The sequence below is a fragment of the Mesorhizobium sp. M0106 genome, assembly GCF_040322715.1.
GTDB lineage: Bacteria > Pseudomonadota > Alphaproteobacteria > Rhizobiales > Rhizobiaceae > Mesorhizobium.
The window spans coordinates 16,863-37,825 of record NZ_JAMYUA010000001.1; the positions used below are offsets into that span (position 1 = coordinate 16,863).

At 61.4% G+C, this 20,963-nt stretch carries 19 protein-coding genes; 5 read left to right on the plus strand and 14 right to left on the minus strand.

Annotated elements, in window-relative coordinates; all coding sequences use genetic code 11:
- Positions 1–6 precede the first annotated feature (6 nt).
- Both NKJ55_RS00080 and NKJ55_RS00085 read right to left on the minus strand, forming a co-directional pair.
- On the minus strand, positions 7–447 hold the full coding sequence (locus tag NKJ55_RS00080; RefSeq protein ID WP_352448133.1) for a DUF2267 domain-containing protein: 441 nt from the start codon (positions 445–447) through the stop codon (positions 7–9).
- A 120-nt stretch (positions 448–567) separates the two neighbouring features.
- On the minus strand, positions 568–729 hold the full coding sequence (locus tag NKJ55_RS00085) for a hypothetical protein (RefSeq protein ID WP_352448134.1): 162 nt from the start codon (positions 727–729) through the stop codon (positions 568–570).
- Between the two features lie 617 nt (positions 730–1,346).
- Here NKJ55_RS00085 and NKJ55_RS00090 point away from each other — a divergent pair.
- Positions 1,347–1,565 (plus strand): VOC family protein, encoded by a 219-nt coding sequence (locus tag NKJ55_RS00090; RefSeq protein WP_352448416.1) that lies wholly within the window; start codon positions 1,347–1,349, stop codon positions 1,563–1,565.
- A gap of 76 nt (positions 1,566–1,641) precedes the next feature.
- Here the strand turns inward: NKJ55_RS00090 and NKJ55_RS00095 are convergent, their stop codons facing one another.
- The 5 genes from NKJ55_RS00095 to NKJ55_RS00115 all read right to left on the minus strand — a co-directional run bounded on the left by NKJ55_RS00095 (position 1,642) and on the right by NKJ55_RS00115 (position 7,079).
- Positions 1,642–2,838 (minus strand): glycoside hydrolase family 172 protein, encoded by a 1,197-nt coding sequence (locus NKJ55_RS00095; protein ID WP_352448135.1) that lies wholly within the window; start codon positions 2,836–2,838, stop codon positions 1,642–1,644.
- Between the two features lie 24 nt (positions 2,839–2,862).
- A complete protein-coding gene (locus NKJ55_RS00100; protein WP_352448136.1) occupies positions 2,863–3,705 on the minus strand; it encodes a carbohydrate ABC transporter permease in 843 nt (280 codons plus the stop codon).
- Entirely contained in the window at positions 3,698–4,624 is a 927-nt protein-coding gene (locus tag NKJ55_RS00105; protein ID WP_352448137.1) for a carbohydrate ABC transporter permease, read from the minus strand. The genes NKJ55_RS00100 and NKJ55_RS00105 overlap by 8 nt, the downstream gene beginning before the upstream one ends.
- 21 nt (positions 4,625–4,645) lie before the next feature.
- Positions 4,646–6,001: an ABC transporter substrate-binding protein gene (locus NKJ55_RS00110; protein WP_352448138.1), complete on the minus strand. Its 1,356-nt coding sequence runs from the start codon at positions 5,999–6,001 to the stop codon at positions 4,646–4,648.
- A 73-nt stretch (positions 6,002–6,074) separates the two neighbouring features.
- Positions 6,075–7,079: a LacI family DNA-binding transcriptional regulator gene (locus NKJ55_RS00115; protein ID WP_352448139.1), complete on the minus strand. Its 1,005-nt coding sequence runs from the start codon at positions 7,077–7,079 to the stop codon at positions 6,075–6,077.
- A gap of 896 nt (positions 7,080–7,975) precedes the next feature.
- On the opposite strand from NKJ55_RS00115, the gene NKJ55_RS00120 reads away from it, so the two are divergent.
- On the plus strand, positions 7,976–8,440 hold the full coding sequence (locus NKJ55_RS00120; RefSeq protein WP_352448140.1) for a hypothetical protein: 465 nt from the start codon (positions 7,976–7,978) through the stop codon (positions 8,438–8,440).
- Between the two features lie 39 nt (positions 8,441–8,479).
- Here NKJ55_RS00120 and NKJ55_RS00125 read toward each other — a convergent pair whose 3' ends face one another.
- From NKJ55_RS00125 to NKJ55_RS00135, 3 genes are all read right to left on the minus strand, one after another.
- Positions 8,480–9,154: a LuxR C-terminal-related transcriptional regulator gene (locus tag NKJ55_RS00125; protein WP_352448141.1), complete on the minus strand. Its 675-nt coding sequence runs from the start codon at positions 9,152–9,154 to the stop codon at positions 8,480–8,482.
- The gene (locus tag NKJ55_RS00130) at positions 9,151–10,380 is read right to left on the minus strand and encodes a sensor histidine kinase (RefSeq protein ID WP_352448142.1); all 1,230 of its coding nucleotides are present in this window, start codon (positions 10,378–10,380) and stop codon (positions 9,151–9,153) included. Before NKJ55_RS00130 ends, NKJ55_RS00125 begins: the two co-directional genes overlap by 4 nt.
- Positions 10,381–10,741: 361 nt before the next feature.
- Entirely contained in the window at positions 10,742–12,259 is a 1,518-nt protein-coding gene (locus NKJ55_RS00135) for a S10 family peptidase (RefSeq protein ID WP_352448143.1), read from the minus strand.
- A 283-nt stretch (positions 12,260–12,542) separates the two neighbouring features.
- Between NKJ55_RS00135 and NKJ55_RS00140 the strand changes: the two genes are divergently transcribed.
- Complete coding sequence (locus NKJ55_RS00140; protein ID WP_352448144.1) at positions 12,543–13,040, plus strand: hypothetical protein; 498 nt, start codon at positions 12,543–12,545, stop codon at positions 13,038–13,040.
- 113 nt (positions 13,041–13,153) lie between these two features.
- On the opposite strand, the gene NKJ55_RS00145 is transcribed toward NKJ55_RS00140, so the two are convergent.
- Positions 13,154–14,488 (minus strand): four-carbon acid sugar kinase family protein, encoded by a 1,335-nt coding sequence (locus tag NKJ55_RS00145; protein ID WP_352448145.1) that lies wholly within the window; start codon positions 14,486–14,488, stop codon positions 13,154–13,156.
- Between the two features lie 4 nt (positions 14,489–14,492).
- A complete protein-coding gene (gene oiaX, locus NKJ55_RS00150; RefSeq protein WP_352448146.1) occupies positions 14,493–15,767 on the minus strand; it encodes a 3-oxo-isoapionate-4-phosphate decarboxylase OiaX in 1,275 nt (424 codons plus the stop codon).
- Positions 15,768–15,949: 182 nt separating this feature from the next.
- On the opposite strand from oiaX, the gene NKJ55_RS00155 reads away from it, so the two are divergent.
- Together NKJ55_RS00155 and NKJ55_RS00160 are read left to right on the plus strand one after the other, a co-directional pair.
- Positions 15,950–16,663, plus strand: a complete 714-nt coding sequence (locus tag NKJ55_RS00155) for a transcriptional regulator NanR (protein WP_352448147.1) — start codon at positions 15,950–15,952, stop codon at positions 16,661–16,663.
- Between the two features lie 312 nt (positions 16,664–16,975).
- Positions 16,976–17,944, plus strand: a complete 969-nt coding sequence (locus tag NKJ55_RS00160) for a GlxA family transcriptional regulator (RefSeq protein WP_352448148.1) — start codon at positions 16,976–16,978, stop codon at positions 17,942–17,944.
- A gap of 76 nt (positions 17,945–18,020) precedes the next feature.
- On the opposite strand, the gene apnL is transcribed toward NKJ55_RS00160, so the two are convergent.
- Both apnL and NKJ55_RS00170 read right to left on the minus strand, forming a co-directional pair.
- A complete protein-coding gene (apnL, locus tag NKJ55_RS00165; RefSeq protein WP_352448149.1) occupies positions 18,021–19,931 on the minus strand; it encodes a D-apionate lactonase in 1,911 nt (636 codons plus the stop codon).
- A complete protein-coding gene (locus tag NKJ55_RS00170) occupies positions 19,928–20,962 on the minus strand; it encodes a Gfo/Idh/MocA family protein (protein WP_352448150.1) in 1,035 nt (344 codons plus the stop codon). The genes apnL and NKJ55_RS00170 overlap by 4 nt, the downstream gene beginning before the upstream one ends.
- Position 20,963: the final 1 nt, after the last annotated feature.

A 20,963-nucleotide genomic window follows, 5' to 3' on the forward strand; every position in this document is an offset into this window, starting at 1 on the left:
TCGCCGCTATTTGACGCCCACGCTTTCAGGCCAGAGGACCTGGATTTCCTTTGGCAGCGCATCCCGCACCTTTGCCGACTGGCCAAGGTCGATATGCCGTGCAAGCACACGCAGCACAGAGCGTGCCGCATCCTCGGGATCGACAGGACGGGTCGATTTCAATTCATCGGCGATGTGTTGCAGGAATTTCTCGAGCGAGCGTGTCTTGTCGGGCATGTCGGCGGGCCGATAGCGATCATAGTAGGCGCCGCGCACGAGCAGCGGCAGTTCCGCTCCCAATTTGGCCGCCAGTCCGATCTGCAGCCTGTCGCGAAGGGTTCGCAGAACGGCGCCCAATGTATGCCAGGCGACGTGTCGATCCGGACCAAGATCCGCCATGATCTCGTCAAGCCAGATGTTTGTTATTTGCAGCGTTTTGTCGAAAACGTCCAAGCCGGTTGCGCTCATCGTCGCCTCCTCGAAAGGTTCTGCGGGCGAAACGGCGACCGGAGATTATTGTTTCGTGGTCCTGTGAAAATCGTCCTGGCAAAGCGGCGGAAACCGGTTCGGTCGGAGAGCCTGTCGGCGTCAGGTCTGCTCGACACTCTGCATCTGCTGGATTTCGGCGATCTGTCGGAAGCGGCCGTTTTCCACCCCGTTGAGTGCAGTCACAGCGGCCAGATTGTCACCCTTTTCATCCCACCGAACGGGCTCGCGATAAGCGATTCCCTTGAAACGGATATTGTGCACCGCCGCCAGAACGTCGCGCCGGCTCGGATGTCCCCTTGGATACAGTGCTGGCGTCTTTGATCGCGGCAAGGAGAAGGCAGGCCGAATCGTAGGCATTCACGGCATAATTGCGCTTCGGCTTCGCCGTCCGACGATCTCGCCAGCTTCGGCGAGCGTCGCTTCCAAGCAATCCCTTCGCGCGTCAACGACGCCCGTTCAACCTTCCCACAGTTGTATTCGGCGCCTGCGTTCCGATCATTAAAGTCGGCCTTGCTGATCCGAAAGGTGGTTGTCCTCCGCCTAACTGAGCTTGTGCTCATCGGTTCCGAACGCCGTCTCAGCAATGAGACCAGTCCTCACGTTGCCCGAGCCCGGGTATCTCTTGACTGACTGAGCGGCCCGCGCCGACAATGGCATTGGGAAGATGGCGGGATGGCGCCCACGGTGTTCGGCACCACTTGGCGATCAAGCTGCGAAAGGGCTGTCATGGATTGGAAGCTGGAGCTGGTCCCGGTCCCCGTATCGGACGTCGATAGAGCAATTGCCTTTTATGTTGGGAAGGTCGGCTTTCATCTCGATCACGACCACACCGTAAGCGACGAGATACGTTTCGTGCAATTGACGCCGCCCGGTTCGGCCTGTTCGATTGCCATGGGCAAGGGCCTCGTCGACAGCCCCCCGGGATCCATAAGGGCCTGCAACTCGTCGTGCCCGATATCGATGAGGCTCACCGGTACCTGGCCGCTCAAGGTATCGAGGTCAGCGATATCAAGGATTTTCCCTGGGGCAGATTTGTCTTCTTTGAGGATCCCGACGACAACACCTGGTCTGTCCAGCAACTTCCACCTCGCAGCTGAGGCGGCACGCTGCGGCAGGGTCGTGCCCCGACACAGATAGCGCGGGATGCACGGTTCAATTCGAACGCATCCCGGCCTAACGCCTCTTCTCGTCGAAGGCGGCATTCCAATTGTGATAAGGCGCGCGATAGGTGGGGATGCGGTCCTCGACATCGACAAGCGCTTCGAACGGTTTGTGCGGTTCGGCCTGATACCAGAAGGCGACCGACGAAATGTCGTCCGAGCGGCGATTGGCGTGACCGTGCTCGATGGTCACCCGGATGCGTTTGTGGAAGATGACCGGGTCCTCTATGTGCCAGCGATAGAGCGTAACCGGCTCGGTCCAGTTCGGCCCGCCGGCGGCGATGATGCCGTGATAGGGCGCGCTGTAGTCCTGTGTCGGGCACCATGCCGTATTGAAATAATCTTCCGTGCCGGTGCCGTGCAGCGTCGGCGGCCAGGCATCGTTGACGCCGGGGCCGGTCTCGCCGCGATCGTCGATCAGTTCGGCCTTCGGTCCGATGCGCGGATCGGGCTTGCGCACTGTATCCGGCACGGAAATGCCCGGCTCGCCGTCGACGAAGATCATGTCGTCGCCCTCGCCATACCAGTCCCATAGTGCGGAACGCCGCCGCGAATAGACGGAATAGAGCACGCCGACATAGTGGCCGTGACCTTCCGCCTCCAGGATGGTGTAGTTGCCGTTCCCGTCGGTGTTTTCCCCGCCAAACAGGACCTGCTCGTTGGCCAGCCCCGTCTCGTCTATGCCGTCAGGTCGCTGCTGCCTGTATTGGGCGTGGAAGCGGCCCAGGCCTTCCTCGAGTTCCTCATGCAGTTCGAGATCGACATAGTAATAGAAAAGCAGGTCGTCCTCAGCCTCATTGGTGACGGTGAAGCGCATGTGGCTGGCAAACGGCATCGGAAAGTAGCAGTTGAAGGCCTTGCCATCCTCTGGACTTGCCTGCACCGGCAGGCTGGCAAAATTGCGGGTGCGGGCATGGCCCATGCCGAAGAAATCGCCGATCGGCGTTTCGATGCTCGGATGTGCCTCACCATCCCAATAGGCGCGCAATACGATCTTGCGCAGGAACGCCTCGCTCTCGCAGGCGAGCGTCGCCCAGATATGCGTGACGATGCCGGCACCGTCATGCTCGGCAATCACCACCGTCTGGCCGGGTTCAATGTGCAGCCGGTCGTCATTGCCGCCGGTGCGGTCGTAGCTTGAGAACCGGCGGGTTTTGGCGTCGCGCAATTTGGCGAGCCCGCGAAGCGGCGACAGGCCGGCATTATCCATGTGTTTCTCCTCTTGCTTCAGCGGTTATTTCAGGCCGCTTGTCTTGATGGATTCCATGATCTGGCGCTGGAAGATCACGAAGAGGACCAGCATCGGCACGGCGACGATGGTCGAGGCGGCCATGACATAATTCCAGGCGGCGGCGTACTGGCTCTTGAAGTTCGCAATGGCTACCTGCACCACCCAGAGGTTGAGGTCCGATGTGATCGTCAACGGCCACAGGAAAGCGTTCCAGTTGGCGAGGAAGAACAGGATCGCCAGTGCCGACAGGATCGGCCGGCTGAGCGGCAGGATGATGCTCCAATAGATGCGCCAGTAGCCGGCGCCGTCCATGATCGCGGCTTCTTCCAGTTCCCTGGGCAGCGACAGGTAATATTGCCTGAGCAGAAAGATGCCGAACGCGTTGAAGATCGCCGGAATGATCAGCCCGGCATAGCTGTCCAGCATGTGCAGCGTCCGCGTCAAAATGAACAGCGGCACGATGATGACTGGCAGCGACACCAGGAAGGTCGAGAACATGGCGAGGAACAGAATGTCGCGGCCCGGAAAACGCAGCCGTGCGAGCGAATAGCCCGCCATCGAATGGAAGAACAGCGCAGCAACCGTCACCGTCGCCGACACGAAGAACGAATTGAAGAGATAGCGCAGGAACGGCACCTCGGTCAGCACATAGAGGAAATTGCCGAGCGTCGGGCGTTCCGGAATGAGGCTCGGCGTGAAGACGTCGCTCGCCGGCTTGAGCGAGATGACCAGCATCCAGACAAGCGGGAATACCGTCATCAGGCCAAGTGCGGCGGTTGCCAGCATCCAGGCAAGTCTCGCCGCTCGTATCTGCGAACGGCCGGAAGGAGTTCGGCCGTCAGTCATGCTCGAAACGTCCGCCGCGCGTCAGCACGAAGAAGAAGACCGTGACCAGCATCAGCGCCAGCACCAGCAGCGATGCCATTGCCGACGCATAGCCGAAGGCGCCGAACTGGAACGCCTGCTTGTAGATGTAGATGATCAGCACCGAGGTCGAATTGACCGGCCCGCCTTTGGTCATCACATAGATCAGGTCGAAGACCTGGCCGCCGGCGACAGCCGCGACGAGCGAGACCAGGAGGACGAAGAAGCTGGTCGGCTTGAGCAAGGGCAAAGTAATGTACCAGAAGCTTGTCACCGGCCCGGCACCGTCGATCTTTGCGGCTTCGTAGTACTCTGCCGGGATGTCCTGGAGCCCGCCGAGGAAGATCAGCATGTAGAAACCCATCAGGAACCAGACGCTGACCAGCACCAGCGTGAACAGCGCCAGATTTGGATCGCCGAGCAGCGAAATTCCGCCGAGGCCGACGAGCGGCGCCAGCCGGCTGACGATGCCGACCTTTTCGACCAGCATGAGCTGCCACACGAGCGCCACCACGACCAGGCTGACCATCTGCGGCGCAAAGAACATCGAGCGCATGACCGCGTTGAAGCGGTTGGTCTTCTGCACCAGAAGCGCCAGTCCCAGTCCGGCGACGTAGAGCGCCGGCACCAGCATGACGGCATAAGCTACCGTCACCTTCACGGACGACCAGAACAGCGGGTCGCCCCACATGCGCCTGTAATTGCCGAACCCGACGAACCTGTAGCCGCCGAAGCCGTTGACCTCGAAGAACCCGACGGCGAGCGACAGCAGCATCGGCACGCCGACGAACACCAGCAGGCCAACCGCATCGGGCAGGACGAACAGCCATGCGGCGCAGCGCTCCCTTTGCTTGGCGGTGAGGCCGCGGGCGGAATTCGCGCCCGCGGCTGGCGGTTTCATCTGATCCATGCTGGAAAGGGCCTAAAGGATCGGCGCGCCGGAATAGGAAGCGAGGAACGCATCGAGTTGCTGACTGGCCGTCGTCGCCGCCTGCTGGGTATCAACCCCGCCAAGCTGTGCCGACTGGATGGCGTCGGAGATGATCTTGTAGGCCTCCGGCGGAACCCGCGGCTCGGCGCGCGTCCCCGGATGGATCTCCTTGGCGAAGGTGCCGAACTTGCCGGTGCTGAAGACATCGGCGCCGGCCTTCAGCGCGCTGTTGCGCGGCGGCATGTCGCTCTTGGCGACAGTGCACCAGTTGACGACCCGGTCGATCGATGCCGGATCCATTGAGGCCAGCGCCCAGGCGCAGAACTGGGCGGAAGCATCCGGGTTCTTGCCTCCGGCATTGGCGACAAAGGCCCAGCCACCGCCGACGGTGACGTATTTGCCATTGGCCGGTGTCGGCAATTTGAAGATGCCGTAGGGCACGTCCTTGGCGTTGTTGTCCATCGCCGAAATGCCCCAGATGCCGCAGTTCTGCATGGCGCACAGCCCTGCCCCGAGATTGGCGACTATGTCGAAGCCGCCGCCGACCACCTGACGCGGCGCCACGCCGGTATTGATGGCATCCTGCCAGAGTTTCAGCGCCTGGACGGTGGCCGGCGAATCGAAGGCGCTCTTGCCGTCCTTGCCCTGGAATTCGCCGCCGCCCTGCCACAGGAACGGATACCAGGTGAAGTTCTGGTAATAGCCGGGAGTCGTTTCGAACAGCACGCCGTAGCGACTGGGCGTCGTCAGCTTTTTGGCGACCGCCAACAGCTCGTCCCAGGTCTTCGGCACGTCGTTCTCGTTGAGCTTTGCATCCTCGAACGCTTTGACCGAATAGTAGAAGGCCATCGGCTCGACTTCCATCGGCACACCGTAGATCTTGCCGTCCACCATGCGGTTGGCGATGACGCTTTCCGGGAAATCGGCTTTGGCGGCATCCTCGATATGCGGCGTCAGGTCGGCAAGTACGCCGCCATTGTAATAACGCAGGAAATCGCCGGGGCTGATGAGGAAGATGTCAGGGCCCTCGCCCGACGCGAAGGCCGTTGCCAGCTTGGAACCGGAGATGTATTCGCTGTTGACGACATATTCGAGCTCGACCTTCTGGTCGTGGCCGTCGTTCCAGTCGGCCACCAGCTTCTCGAACCACTGGACCTGCGGCTTCACGTCTCCCCCAGGCGCATAGAACTGCCAGAATTTCAGCGGCGCTTCCTGAGCGCGCACGGCCATCCTGTTGATGAACGGGAAGCCTGTGAGGCCGGCGGCAGCGAAAGTGGCGCCGCCCTGGATCAGCCGACGGCGGTTCAGGCTGGCCAATGGCCGGTCGCGGGTCGTTTTGTCAGTCATCAATTCCTCCCTTGGATGTTGTTCGGTCGAACGTTGGCGAAGGGACCTCCGTTCCCTTTGCCGGCATCTGGCGTCACGCGCTGTCGAATGGGCTCAACACGCATGGGATCACTTCGGTGCGCGGCGCGCCCTCGACTTTGCCACCCAGCCGCTCGAGCAGCATTTGCGTGGCGCGCTTGGCAAGCATTGTCGGACTGTTGCCGACACGGGTCAGCTTCGGCCTGACATATTCCAGTTGAGGCAGGTCATCGAAGACTGCGATGGCGATATCCTGAGGGATATTGATCCCATGGTCGTAGAATTCGGTCAGCGCACCGGAGGCCATCAGATAATTGGCGAAGAACATCGCCGACGGCAGGTTTCCGCCGTGCTTCTCCCTGAGCCAGGTGACCGCTTCCCGCCCTGACGGGGCAAGATAGCTTCCCTCGAACCGCAGATCGGCGGAGATTGGCACGCCATTGTCGGCGAGCCCTTTTTCGAAGCCGGCGGCACGCGCCATCGCCTCCTTGAAAAAGGCTGGCCCGGTGACATGGGCGACGCGGCGATGGCCCCTCTTCGCCAGATACTCGCCCATCAGATAGCCGCCGCCGAAATCGTCCAGCTGGACGCTGTCGACAGCATGGTTCGGCAGATGGCCGATGAAGACGGCGGGCAGATCGAGGCTGAGCAGTTCGCTGTGCATGCCGTGCAGCGCGAAGTCGGCAACGATGACGCCGTCGACCCGCTTGCGCCCTATCTGGCGCAAATACTCGCGGCCGTGATCCTGTGAATGTCCGCCCGGCACGTCGGTGTTGAAGATCAGCATGTCGAGGCCGACCATTTCGAGCGTCGACTGCGCCGTTTTCACCAGCTCCGGATAGAACGGGTTGCGGATGTCCGGGATCAGCATCGCGATGATGTTGGTGCGGCCGGTGCGCAGGCTTTGCGCCTGCGGGTTCGGCGTGTAGCCGAGTTCGTCGATCGCCGCTTGTACGCGTTCACGCAGCGATTTCGATACCCGGTCCGCATGGTTGATGACATGCGACACGGTCGTGCGCGACACGCCCGCTCGCGTAGCAACTTTGGAAATCGTGCTCATGGTGACAGGTTATGAGCACATGAATGCATTTGCAAATCGATTTTACCGGTGTCTCGCAAATTAGGGCCGTCAGGCGGATTGCGCAAAATGCCAAAAGAAAAGGCCGGACTGTTAAGCCCGGCCAAGTGTGAAGGTCTATAACCTCCAGAGGGGAACGCGCCGGACGCAATGGGAGGAGACATCCGGCGCAATTCGCATATGGGTCTGTATTGGTGGCGTTTCAACGATGCGGCAGTAGACCAACGGCGTTGCTGCCATAGAGCCAGAAACGCAAAGCATTCGAAGGGGGCGGTGGATCGCAGCTGCCAGTTGGACACAAAGGTCGCCGAATGCAGGGTGGCTCCTGGCATAGGGACTTCAGTCTGTAGGCCTATCGACCAAGGACCCGCACAGCCAAACTTTGGTCCGAGGCTGCTATCGCAAAAGCCCGAAATGCGAGAGTTTCAGGAACTGAGTTCCGAGGAGCCCCGTTGCGATGCCGACTGTTACAGGAGGCCGCCATGGACCCGAGCATTCACCAGGCACGTTGGCTGCTTTTTCCGTTATTTGGCCTGTGTTTCGGGATCGCGGCCATTGGATTTATTGTTGGCTGACAGTGGGAACTCGGCGCTATCGCGGAGAGACGCAACCACGGGAAGGCAAAAGGCTTGCGCAGTAAATAGTCCCTTCCTGCGCTAGCGAGACCCACCAGTTACCATCGTGGGACTGGTGGGCCTTGACGTTCCGGACGCAAACCATTGTTTTAAGCATCACACGAATTCGAACAGGAGGCAGTACGACAGAGCCGTATGATTAAGGGGAGTTCCGACATGCGACTGGCAAGTTCATTGATGACGACCCGGAAACGAAGGACCGGATCTTCACGAGGACGTCGTGTCGGCATTTCTGTAGTCGTCTTGACCTTCATTCTCGTCGTAAGCCCCTATCGCGTCGTGTTCGATGGATCATCGCAGCCGCTCGGCCCGCAGGCTGCCTGGGCCAAAGATGGCGGGAACGGCAACGGCAATGGCGGGAACGGGAACGGGAATGGGAACGGCAATTCGGGCAATTCGGGTGGAAACTCCGGCAATTCGAACTCGAACGCTGGTGCCGGCAAGGGCAAAGCAAAGTCGCAGGACGACAATCTCCCTGATCCCGCCCCTGCGGTAAACCCCGATAGCAAGCCAAAACTCTTTGTCAACGCATCCACAGGAGACCGGGTCGAGGTGAGCGGCCCGAGCATTGGCGTGGTGCATTCGAACGGCCTCAGCGAGCGCATCGACAGCGACCAATATGAAATGCGGGATGCCGAGGGCCGCACCATCATTCGGCGCCTGGCGACGCGTTCCGATCGGGACAGGTTGCTTGGAATGATCAACTGAGGGCCAGTTCACATGGCCGCGCTGTGCGGCAATTTCGGCTCAAGCATGATCGCGAACAGGCGGATGCCGGCGCTCAGTCGCATCGCGCAAGGTCATGGCGGCTTCGGTCCTGTTGCTGACGTTGAGCTTGGCCAGGATTCGCGTCATGTGGTGCTTTATCGTCTTTTCATGCAGGTTCAGCCGAAGCCCGATCCGCTTGTTGCTCAGTCCCGCGGCAACCAGCGTCAGGATCTCCCTTTCGCGGCTGGTGAGGTCGGCAAGTCCGTCAGCTTTCGCCGGCTCTTTTGATTGAGCCGAGAGATCGGCCAACAGGCGCGCCGACAATTGTGGACAGACATATCGTTCGCCCGACGCTACCGTGCGCAGGATCGCAGCCAACGTCCTCGACCCGACCCCCTTCAGAACATAGCCCCTTGCCCCGCTCTGCAACGCGGTCATCACGTGCTGGTTTTCTTCCGAAACGGTCAGCATCACAATTTTCAGTGCCGGATGCCGCTCAAGGGCCGGTCCGATCACGCCAAGGCCACCTCCAGGAACCGAGATGTCCATCAGCAGAATGTCGGGCCGCTGGTCTTCGATTATCCGCAGGGCATCGTCTCTGCTGCTTCCTTCACCGACGATCTCGAACCCGCCGATCTGATCGAGCGTGCGCACAACGCCTTCCCTGAACAGCGGGTGGTCGTCGACGATGGCGAGCTTGATGGCTACTGTCATGTCTGCCCCATTTCAACGATGTTGAGGGCCATTCTTACGACTGTGCCACTCTGTGAGGAAGTCACGGTAAACTGGCCCCCGAGGCTTTCCACCCGCTCGCGCAGCCCAATGAGTCCCAGCCTCTCGGGACGCACGATTTGCGGGTCAAAGCCAGCGCCGGCGTCGGCCACTTCGATACAAACGCGCTCGCCGTCGAAATGTTTCTCGACCGACTGACCTTCACCTCCGGCATGACGGAATCCATTGTTCAGCGCCTCCTGGACGAAGCGGAAGATGCAGATCTTGGCCGCCGGCGACAACGGCGCATGGCCGCCGGTCATCGATAATCTCACTTTGACGCCGGTTCGTTCTTCGTGCGCCCGTACGGCTAGCTGGAGAATTTCACCCAGTTCGGCATGCTCGATATGCGGCAGGACAAGGCCCTTGCTGATGCTCCTGATCTCGCGCATGGCATCGTCCAGATGTGCTTTGATGGCCAGCAATTCCTGTGCACGCTTCGATTGCGGCGTAGCGGGATCGGCAATGACGGGGCTGTCGATCCCCAGCGCCGCGAGAGCAACCAATTGCGCGGGGCCATCGTGCAAGTCCGCACCGATGCGCCTGAGATAGCGTTCGTTAAGTGCGGTGGCACGCTGCGAGGCACGCTGCACCCGCAGCCTCAACAGTCTGTTTTGCGCAAGCAGATCGGAAAGCTCGGCAATGCGCTGCTTCAACGAGCGGCTCTGCGAACTGATCATGCGGCTGCCACGGAACACGATTGCCGACAGCCCGAGAAAGAAGGCCGCTGTGACGACGGCAACGTCCAGCCAGGTTCGAATGAGCGCCTGATGCAGGTTTCTTTCAAAATCAGTGGCGACCTCGTAGAATTCCGAAACGGCCACCACTTCCCCCGACCATGGCTGCAGCACCGGATTGTAGATCTCGAGGAGATGCAAGCCGCTGGCTCTTTCGGCCTCGCTGTCCGGATCGTCGAGCTTGTCGAACTCCGAGACCATTTGGCCTGCGAATGCCGCCCGGAGATTGTCGCTGGGTTCGAAGCGCTTGCCGATCAATGTCTTGTCGGTCGAATACAGGATGGTTCCGTCGCGACGCCAGAGCTTGAAGGATTCGAGCCTTGTGCCGAGTGCCCCTTGTCCCAGCGTTTCATCGAGCGCATGGGCGACGCTCTCGTCGAGCACTTCGCTCTTGCGCATATCCGGAAGCAGCGGCGCGATAACGCTGTCCACGTAAAGAGCCGTTGCGGATGCCGAATTCTGCGTGACCACGGTTTCTATATGGTTCGTGACGGAAATCCCCACCACCACCATGGCTGACAGGGAAAATAGGCCGCCCGCGAGCAGGAACTGCGTTGCCAGCGACAGCGCATTCCAACGGTCAACAAGGCTTGTCAGCCTGTGTGGCTTGGTGTTCCGAATGGCCCGCTCGGCAGCACGCCGCACCAGTGGCGCGATTCTGGAGAGCCGGCTAATCCGTTGTCGAACGTCGCTGAAAGACGCCATCCTAGGTGTGTAACCGATCAATCGCGATGGAACTAGGGCCTGATGAGAGGGCGAACAGCGTATCCGGCGCTTTTTTGGGCAAACCGTCTCATTGCGTCGTTCGGTAAAGCTCGGACGCGGCCTGCTTCAGTGCCGCCCGTCCATCCGGCCTCAGATACATCATGTGCCCGCCCTCCAGCACCTCGGTGCGAATGGGCTTTGCGCCGGCAAGCGAAGGAATTTGACCAAGCAGGTAGCGCGAGCCCATATACGGCGTCACCAGGTCGCTGTAGCCATTGACGATCAGCACGCCGAGGCTGGGGTTTAGCACGCGCGCCTGTTGAAGGTCGTCCATGACACCCGCATAGCCCTGACGCGTCGCGCTCGTCCCATAGTCCCAATTGCCGCTGACTTCACGGTTGAGAAGCCGATAGCTGATATCCGTGCGGAAGTTCAATTCATCACGAACATAGCCGACGAAAGCGGAGGTGAGCGCCGGCACGCTTCGGTCGAGCACCGGATCGGGACCCTCGACTCCCAGGCTCTCTGGCGCCACGTCCGCTGTCGCGATGTTGCCGTCATAGGCGCTGAGAACATTGCCCTTTGCCCGTGCAAACTCCTTGGCGAACAGCCCTATGGGAATGCGTGCAAAGTGCCGCTGGACGAGATCGAGCGGCAGACCGGTGATTGCGGCGACACGCTGGCTCGCCAGGCGTCCACCCTGCTCCAGCCCACCTGCCAGCGCGGACAGATAATCGCCGAGCGCATAGCGTTCGACTTCCGCCAGCCGCTCCTGCAGGGCTGGGCCGGAAACGCCTTCGCTGTGTAGGCGCACTGCCGCCAGCGACGGCAGTTCCAGCGCCCAGTGGAGCGGCTGGAACTCGTCCGGGCGCACCAGCGTGAATTCGAGCGCCGGCGAAATCAGCACGACGCCACTCGGGCTGATGCCGATGTCTTCCTGAAGCTTCCTGGCGAGCAATGCTGCTCGAAAGCCGCCATAGCTTTCGCCAGCCAGGAAGACAGGCGATGCCGTACGGTTCGTCTGCGCCAGATAGAGTCGGATAAACGCGCCTATCGACGCGGCGTCCTGGCTGATGCCCCAGAAGCTGTGTACTTCCGTGCCGGGCGCTTCACGGCTGTAACCGGTTCCGACAGGGTCCACAAAGACCAAGTCGGTCATGTCGAGCCAAGTGTCGGGGTTGTCGAACAGCCTCTGCGGCGGCGGCAGGAAACTTCCATCGGCCGCCGTCGCCAGGACCCGCGGACCGAGCGCGCCGAGATGAAGATAAGCGGAAGCTGCTCCCGGACCGCCATTGAACACGAAGGTGATCGGGCGCCGCGGATCCGGTCCCGTTTCTTTCCCGGAATGCAGTGCATAGGCGACGTAGAAAATCTCGGCGGTGATATCGCCTTTGCCGGACGGCAATGACAGCGTGCCGGCCTTGGCCTCGTAATCGAGCGTGCGTCCGGCTATGAGAATCGAATGATCGGAAGTCTGCGGCGGTGGCAGGAGCGAGAGAACCCCGCCTGTGGGCGGCGGCCGCTGGGCCGTCTCCGCGTGACCCACCCCAACTCCGGCAACCAACAGCAGAAGAGCGAGGGCGATTTCTTGCAGCTTGATAGGCATGACGTCTCCGGAGCAATTGGCTGGAAACTAGCACACCGTCGGCCGAACCAAAGTCACAGCACCGTGCGCCAGTACATCTGACAAGAAGAGGGGTCGGATTTGGAAATCCGATGCCCAGGGCGGAAGATAGGGCGCGAGGGTCACGGCGGCAGCCTTAACCTCTTCCAGCAGATGCGTGCGGCGGAATGGCGGACCAAACGACTTCGTGAATTTTCTGCCGGTTGACTCGATTGGCCCACTTCCTAGGTTGGCATTCGGGGCTCCCGTGCAATCCGAAGTTGGTATGACATCTTTCCACACCCGAAAGCTTGCCTTTCTCCTTCTATCGGCAAGCGCCCCTATCCTGTCTTCCTGCGTCATGCCCGACGACACGTCGAGCACTGCGAAGGAAGACGCCACGGCGGCGGCAGCCCGCAGGGAGATGGTCGGCCTTAGCGAGGCGGACGTTCGAATGTGCGCCGGCTTTCCGACCGCCACTGCCGATGTCGGCAAATCCGGCCAGATCTGGACCTATCAGCGCGTCGTTCAACGCGGCAATCTCAACATTGTCGTTCCGACCGTGGCCATTGGCCCCGTCCCGGCGCTGGGAGGTTCCGTCAACGTCGCCCCCGGCGGCTATTGCAACACGCAAATTCGAATGGTTGACGGTCATGTTGCCGAGGTTGCCTACGCCGGCGACAACAACCTGCCGAACAACCGCGATGCGCTCTGTGTCAGCACGGTAGACGCCTGTGTCGCCTACGCCCGTCAGTATCATCCAGGCAGGACAATGGGCAGATAGCGGGATGAGTGGCATTGCCGCTGATCTGAACGCCTGAGATTTCTGGTTTGCCGGCTAGTGACTATCCTCGATCCCGATCGAGCATCACCGATTTGACCTGACATTCCCCGCTCTCAACCGCCGACCCCATCGCGAATAGTGGAGAAATAGCGGTCGGTTCCGACCTGCCCGCCCTTGAGGGCAATTTCCAGCCCATCGATCGCCTTAATGCTTGAATGCGCCACACAAAGTGGCGAGCCCGGCGATGCCGGCAGCGGCATTCGCACAGTCAGCGCGTCGACGCCCATCTGGCCAAGTGCATGGCTCGACGTGTCGCCGCCGGCGATGACCACGCGCAGTAGCTTCTCTTGAAGCGTCAGTTCGCGGAGAACCTCGCCAAGGCCGCGGCCGAGCTTATGGCGGGCGCCTTCCCGGAGATCGATTTCTGCACCGCGGTCGGCCGCAGGTCCGAGCGCGGTGTAGAGGATGACGCTGCGCCCGGCCCGTAGCCTGGAGCGGCCGGTTGCCACCGCGCGCGCAATCGCGTCGTTCGAAGCCTCAGAAACCAGTTCGACCGGATCGAGCTCGATCCCGTCGAAGCCGTCGGCCAGAGCATGACGGATCTGTCGTTCCGTCGTCGGCGAGCAGCTCCCCGAGACCACGGCGATCCTGTCGGCAGCGCCCGGCGGCGAAAAGGCGGATTTGGCATCCACGATCCGGTTCGATGCCCATTCGACCAGCAAGGCATATTCGATGCCTGAAGAGCCGACGACGAAATAACCGCCCGGCTTGCGAGCGCGCCAAATCTCCTTGCCGGCAAGTGCCTGGGTTTCCAGGCTATCGACATCGACAAGCACGATACCTGAGCCATTCTCCACAAGCCGGTCGAATGCTTTCGACCGCGACGCGGACTGCAGCGTCGCCAGGTCGACCAGGCCCGAGGCGAGGCTGGTCTGGCGCGACAGATGGATCAGCAGGTCGGATTCGTCCATCGGCGTGGTCGGATGGCGGCTCATCACGGGATGGCGGTCGATGCGGAAATATTTTTCGCGATAGGCCGCGAACAGATGACCGAAGGCGGTGTAGCGCTTCAGCTGCGGCGCGCCGACCACCACCGGCACGCCGTCTTGCCGGAAAACCGAGCGGCCGATTTCGATCGCCCGGCCGATGCTGCCGATTGCCGGGCTGGAATCGAAGGTCGAGCAGACCTTGTAGTGGCAGATCTCGGCGTTGAGGGTCTTCAGCCAGGCGAAGGCATCTCGCAGATGCGTGTCCATCCACTGCGGCGTCTCGCTGCGGCTGGTGCCGGCCAGCCCGAGAGCGCGGCAATGCGCAAATTGCGAAAGCAGCGCCTCGTCCGGCTGGCGCATGAACAGGACGGTCGGCACGCCGCCGAGCTCGAGCGCCTCCATAACGTCGGTCGAGCCGGTCAGATCGTCGCCATAGTAACTCAGAAGCAGGTTTTGCATGGCGTCAGGCCGCCTCGCCGCCGCCGAACTTCTCGATCGACCGCGCCAGCTCGACATGGCTCAAGGCATAATCCGCCAACGGAATGTCTTGGACCGCCGCCTGCCAGGCCTGCTGCACGGCGCGCACGCCGGCGCCCGGCCCGTCCGGGTGGCTGACGATGCCACCGCCGCAGAGATAGAGAAGATCGACCGTCCGGCCGGTTCGCTGGAAGGTTTCAGGCGCCTGCCCGCCCCACTGGCCGGAGCCGGCGACCGGCAATGCGCAATCGGCCGGCGAAAAGATCGGCGTGGTCACCGCCTTGAAGGATTCGACGAAGGACCAGTCGGGTTCCCAGTATTTTGAGGCGATGCCGTTGATCTGGAACTGGTCGACGCCGAGCAACCGCCAGAACTGCTGCCAGACCTTGAAATCCATGCCGAGGCCGGGATGGCGGGTGAGAATGTCCCAGCCATTGCGGTGGGCATGGAGCACCAGGCTGGAGCGCTTTCGGAGGTAAGCCATGCCACCAAAGCCGATCGAATTGATGTTGACCACCGCGCAATTGCCGCCGGCCTTTGCCACCAGATCGTGGTTTCGCATCATCTCGTCGGGATCGGCATGTGAAATGCCGAAGGCATACATGACCTTCTTGCCGGTCTTCTGCTCGTGGTCGAGGATCAGCGGCATGATTGCCCTCACCCGCTCCGACAGCGGTGAATAGGCCGGGCTCATCAGCTTCTCGTCGTCCTTGATGAAGTCGACGCCGGCGGCAATCAGCTCTTGCACCATTGCGGCCGTCTCGTACGGGCGGAGTCCCAGCGCCGGCTTGACGATGGTCCCGATGATCGGACGATCCGCGACACCGGTCAGCCTGCGGCTGCCTGTGACGCCGAATTGCGGGCCCGGATGCGCGCCCCGGTACTCCTCGGGTAGCTTCATGTCGACGACACGGATGCCGGACAGGCCCTTGATCGAAAAGGTGCCGCCGATGGCGATGGTCATCAGCGCCGACAGGTCGGTGCCGATGGCGTCCAGCGGAAAGGCGATATCGATGTCGGCGCGCTTGACCGGGCCGTTGCGTGCTTCGGGGCTTGCTCCGGAACCGGTTTCGGGAAGGGACGGCCGGTCCGCGTCCGGCAGATGCCGTATCGCCAGGACTCGCGCTGCGACCCTGGCCTTGAGCTCTTCGGTCTCGCCGGCCAGCGCGACGAAGGTTCCGGTCGACTGGTCGCTTGCAATCTTGGCCGCCAGCGCCTCGATATTGCCGGGCGTTTCGATGCGATAGGTAAGAACAATCATATTCGCGCGGCCTGCCGGGGAGGTTTCGAAAAAGGTTCCTTGGCCCTCGAATCTGGTATAATGAGTACATAAGCATTGCAAGCCCTATCCGGCTTGGCGGTAAGGGCGAGCCCGCAACTGGCGTTCCGGAATTCACGGCGGAAATGCTAGGTATAGGCCGGTTAAAGGAGTGATTCGCGACGATGAACCGTTCGGAGCCGATCGTCCGGCGCAAGCTTTCCGACGAAGTATTCTTGAGACTGAAGCGCCTGATCACCAGCGGCGAATTGCTGCCGGGTGACGACATGCCGTCGGAGCGCGAATTGATGGAGCGTTTCGAGGTCGGCAGGCCGGCGATCCGCGAGGCGATGCAGGCGTTGAGCAATATGGGGCTGGTCGCGATCTCGCATGGTGAGCGTGCCAAGGTGCTGCAGCTCACCGCCAAGTCGATCATCAAGCAGGTCGACGGCGCAGCCAAGATCATCCTGTCGTCATCGAAGGACACGCTCGAGCACCTCAAGAACGCGCGCATCTTCTTCGAGCGCGGCATGGTCAGGGAAGCCGCGGAGAAGGCAACCGCCGAGGACGTGCAGCGGCTGCGGGAAACGGTCGCCGAGCAGCGCAGCCATCGTGGCAATTCGGAAGCCTTCATATCCGCCGACATGAAATTCCACACACAGATCGCGGCAATATCCGGTAACCCGATCTATGTCGCCGTCAGCGAGGCAATGCTAGGCTGGCTAAAGGAATACCACACCGAAATGCTGATCTGGACCGGCAAGGAAAAGTTCACGCTGTCCGAGCACGAAGAGATCGTCGGACACATCGAAGCCAAGGATGCGGATGGCGCCGAGAAGGCGATGATCAAGCACCTCGAACGCTCGCGCGCGCTCTACGTGATGAATTCCGGCAACTGAAAATCAAGTGCAGGTCCCGACCGGCGTCGCGGTCGAACCTTGTTCTCGGCCTACTGGCTGACCACAGATCAGCCTGAGCCCGGACCGACGCAGTTTTATGTTGCCGTCTGAATCCGGTGTATGTGCCGCGTTGTTTTCATTCAGCGATTTCAGCATTTGCATCTTCCCAGCCGTGGATTTCCGCCGCCCGCTTTCGTCAGCAGGCCCGCATAGGCCCGTCTTGGAGGCGCCTGGCTTCTTCTTGAATTGGCAATTCTTGCAAAGACTATGCTAGATTTGCCGCTCGGCGAGAACGACACCGGGAGAACCGCAATGGCTGACAGGAGCCTCCACGTCGTGATCTGGCTGCCGTCGAATTTCTATTCGGCCGTCGTCTCGACGCTCGTGGAAATGTTTCAGCTTGTGAATGACGTCTGCCGGTCACAGGTTCTCTCCTGTGAGTTCGTTTCAAGGGGCGCGCCGTCGACATCAAGCACAGGAATTTCCTTCCCGACGAAGGCTCAATCATCCCGGAAAATGGATGTCCTGATTCTCATTGCGATGCCGGGTGTCGAGATTCCGGAGCTTCTGCGCTCGCTCGACGAGGAGTGTGAACATTCAAAACCGCTGATCGCGCTCGCGCAACAGCAGGACGCAATCATCGCAGCACATTGCGGCGCGTGTTATCTGCTCGCCAATTCGGGATTATTGGACGGTAAACGCGCAACGATATCCTGGTGGCTGAAAGCCGAGGCAAGCCGCCGGTTTCCGCAAGTGCGATGGGACGCTTCCCGCCTGCTCATTCGCCAGGACCGCCTTTACACATGTGGAGGCGGGTTTTCCGGACTCGAACTCGCCAGGGCTTTGCTGATCGATCTGGGCTTCGAGAAGGAAGAGCGGATCATTCGAAAACTTTTGGTTCTTCCTCCGCCGCGCAAATTCCAGAGTCCCTACGAATTTCCTCTCGACAAAATTTCGAACGACGCCAGCCCATTCGAGAAAAAGCTGCGCGAGCTCTCGAAAGACAAGATGTCAGAAATCGATTTGAAATTTCTTGCAACCGAATTGGCGATGTCTTCGCGAACCCTGTCTCGCAGGTTTTTCGACGAGCTCCAGACAACGCCGGGAAAATGGATCCAGGAAAGGCGGCTGGAGTTGGCAAGGTCCATGCTTGAGGAAACGAAACTGAGCGTCTCAGAAATTTGCTGTCGGGTGGGATATCAGGACGTCGCTTCGTTCAGCCGTCTTTTTTCCAAGACAACTGGAATGGCACCAGGCGAGTTTCGAAAGCAAGTCCGGTGACAAGTCGGCAGCGGAAGTACTGCGGCTACGGGCAACCGCTGCGGAACTGCGGCGATTCATGAACCCCGGCGTGACTTCAGCCAATCCGGACGATTGCGTAGGGCGTCATCACAAGACGGTCTCGGCCCGACGCGTCGCGCTGAATCTGGCGTGACGTTCGTCCATCCCAGATATTCAGAAAATCCTGATCGGAACCGAGCCCGGAAACATCGACTGGAAGGTCGGCCGGGGTAAGGTTCGCCAGCCAGACGATGATCCTGCCTGTCTGGGAGCGGCCGGCCAGTGCCAGCACCCGCGTCTCATCGGTCGTTGTCGCCGCCACCACATGCGCATGGCCGGCCAGATCGCAAAGTCCTTTCACTGCGTGGAAAATCGGCCGGGGTGTACCTTCTTTGACAGGTTCGCCCGACGAAGCCAGCACGCCGAATGGTCCGGTGAAGCTGCAGAGCGTCAGCATTTCGAGCCCGGCCGGCGCAACGCGCGCGGCATAGCCGATCGTCCATGCGGCCCCGAACAGCCCGGCATGGCGAGGGTCGCGGTCGGCCATGGCAATGCGCTGATTGTCGGGATTGGCCTTGGTCGCGCCGCCATAAGGGTTCTGGCGCATGGCAATGGTCGACGGCCCGATCCGATAAGGTATTGTTCCGAAGATCGTTCGTACTGACGCCGTGATGAAAGGCAATGCCTCCAGCGATTGCATGACGCTGAGATCGTCGGCGGCGTGCACGATCGGGCAGGTGCAATGCGTGACGAAATCGAGCGGGTCGGCCGGCACACGCTTGCGATTGAGTTCGGTGAAATAGCTGAACATGCCGCCGCCGAGGCGGCTGTCGGGAAAGGCGCGCCGCGTCGCGGCGTAGACGTCTTCGAGCGGCGGGCATTGCGGCCATGCGCTGCCCGGCGGCGTCGACTGCCGGTCGACCGAGGGCGAGACGGCAATCGCCGAAAGCTTGAGCCCGGCCTGGCGCACCCTGTCGGCGACGCCTGAAAGCTCGGCGTCGAGATCGCCGTCGCCGGCAATGACACATTCGAGCGTTGTCCGGACCGGATAGGCGGCGGCCAGCCGGGCGTAGGATCGCAAGGCGTCGAGCCCATGGCCGCGCGTCGGGTCGAAGTGGAACATCAATTGCTGCGGACCAAGCTCGCACAGCATCGGTAGCTTGCCCAGCGCCGCCTCGACCTCATCCGGATAGACGATCACGCCGATATCCGGCAGCCCCGGTCCGGCCTTGCCGAGCGTGACGCGAATTGGTTCGACGGTTGCCGCAGCCGCCGGCACTTTCCCGCGACCCTCTATCCGCAAGCTGATGGTCTGACGGAAGGTCTTGCCGGCGGGCAGCACATAGGGCCACGGCAGCGCCAGCGGCCGAACATAGGTCTTGTAGGAGGCATCCGACCAGTTGCGCTGGTCCTCCATCTCGAAAGTATCGCCTTGCATACGGCATTCGGCGGTGACGCCCGGCCGGACCTCATGGGTGATCGCCCGCAGATCCTTGAAAGGCTGCCAGGCATCGATCAGCTCTGGAAGCCGCATCGCGACCACGCTGCCATCGGTATGCTCGACCGTGACCGGGCTGCCGGCCAGGCCGGCAATCGGATGCAGGATGCAGAAGCCGCAGCGATTGGTCTCGAAATCGTTGTCGGGAAGAGCGCTCACGTCGAAGATCAGCTGGCCATCGGCCGAGCCCTTGATGGTCGCACGGAAGTCGAGCCGGCTGCCGTCCGGTGCTTGGCAACTTGCCGAATAGCTGACGGAAAAAGCCTCGGCATCCTGCTCGATGGTAAGGTCGGCCAGTGTCGGCTCGTAGGTGCCCCAGTCGCGATCCCTGACGATGTAGGCGATGGCACGCAGAACTTCGGTGCCGCCGTGGCGGATGCTGCGCAGATTGCCGTTGACGAAGTCCGCCGTCAGCGCGCCGGCGCGCAGCCTGACCGGTTCGGCTTCAACTGCACGTGTACCGTAGAGGAGGAAGGCGTCGGCTGTCATTTCAGCAAGGCGTCGAGTTGCACCGGCTCCCGGCTTGCGGCGCCGGCATAGGCTGCCTCGACCAGCGCTAATGTCTTGAGGTTGTCCGCGCCCGAGGTCGCGGGCTCGGCTCCGTTGGTCAGGCAATCGACCCAGTGCTTTTGAATGGCGACGACGCTTTCCTGGATGTTGTGCCACGGCCGTGATGCCCAGGCCAGCAGCGGTGGCGAGACGTTGCTCACGGCTGTCCCGCTCCTGCCGGTGACGGTGAGCCGGTAGCCCTGCGCCAGCCGGATCGTGCCGTCGCTGCCGTCGATCTCGATCAGCGTCTCCGGAAACGGCTCGGTAGCAAGCTTGCTCGCGTAGCTGCAGTCGACCACGGAAGTGGCGCCGCTCGTGTGGTCCAACAGCATCGTCGCAACGTCCTCGCCGGCAATGCCGGGATTGATGCGCGCCGTTCGCGCAGTGACGGTCGAGACGTCGCCCAGCAGGAAGCGGGCGATGTCGAGGATGTGGATACCCAGATCCTCGATGATGAAGCGCTTTCCCGTCGACAGATAAGGCTGGCCGGAAAACACGTCATAGGCAGAGCGGAACGAGATCCGTCCGAAAAAGGGGGTGCCGATTTCGCCGCTGTCGAGCATGGTACGCACCGCCTGGATCGGCGACTGCCAGCGAAAATTCTCATGCACCATCAGCGGCACGCCGGCGTCAGCACAGGCCTTTACCATCGCCTTGGCATCGGCAAGCGTCGGCGCAAACGGTTTTTGGCAGATTGCCGGAACGCCGTGCTGCGCTGCCATCTCCACGAGCATTCTGTGGCTTGGTGCGGTGGTGGCGATGTCGACGAAATCCAGCCTTTCGCCGGCAAACAGCGCGGCCGCATCGGTATAGCGCCGCGCGACCCCGAACTGGTCACCGACGACCCTCAACCGGTCCGGATTGCGGTCGCAGATGGCGGCGATCGAGGCGCCCTCTATGTCGCGCCAGGCATGCATTTGGTTGACGGCGAAGAAGCCGCAGCCGATCAGCGCTCCCCGCAGCTCCGCCATG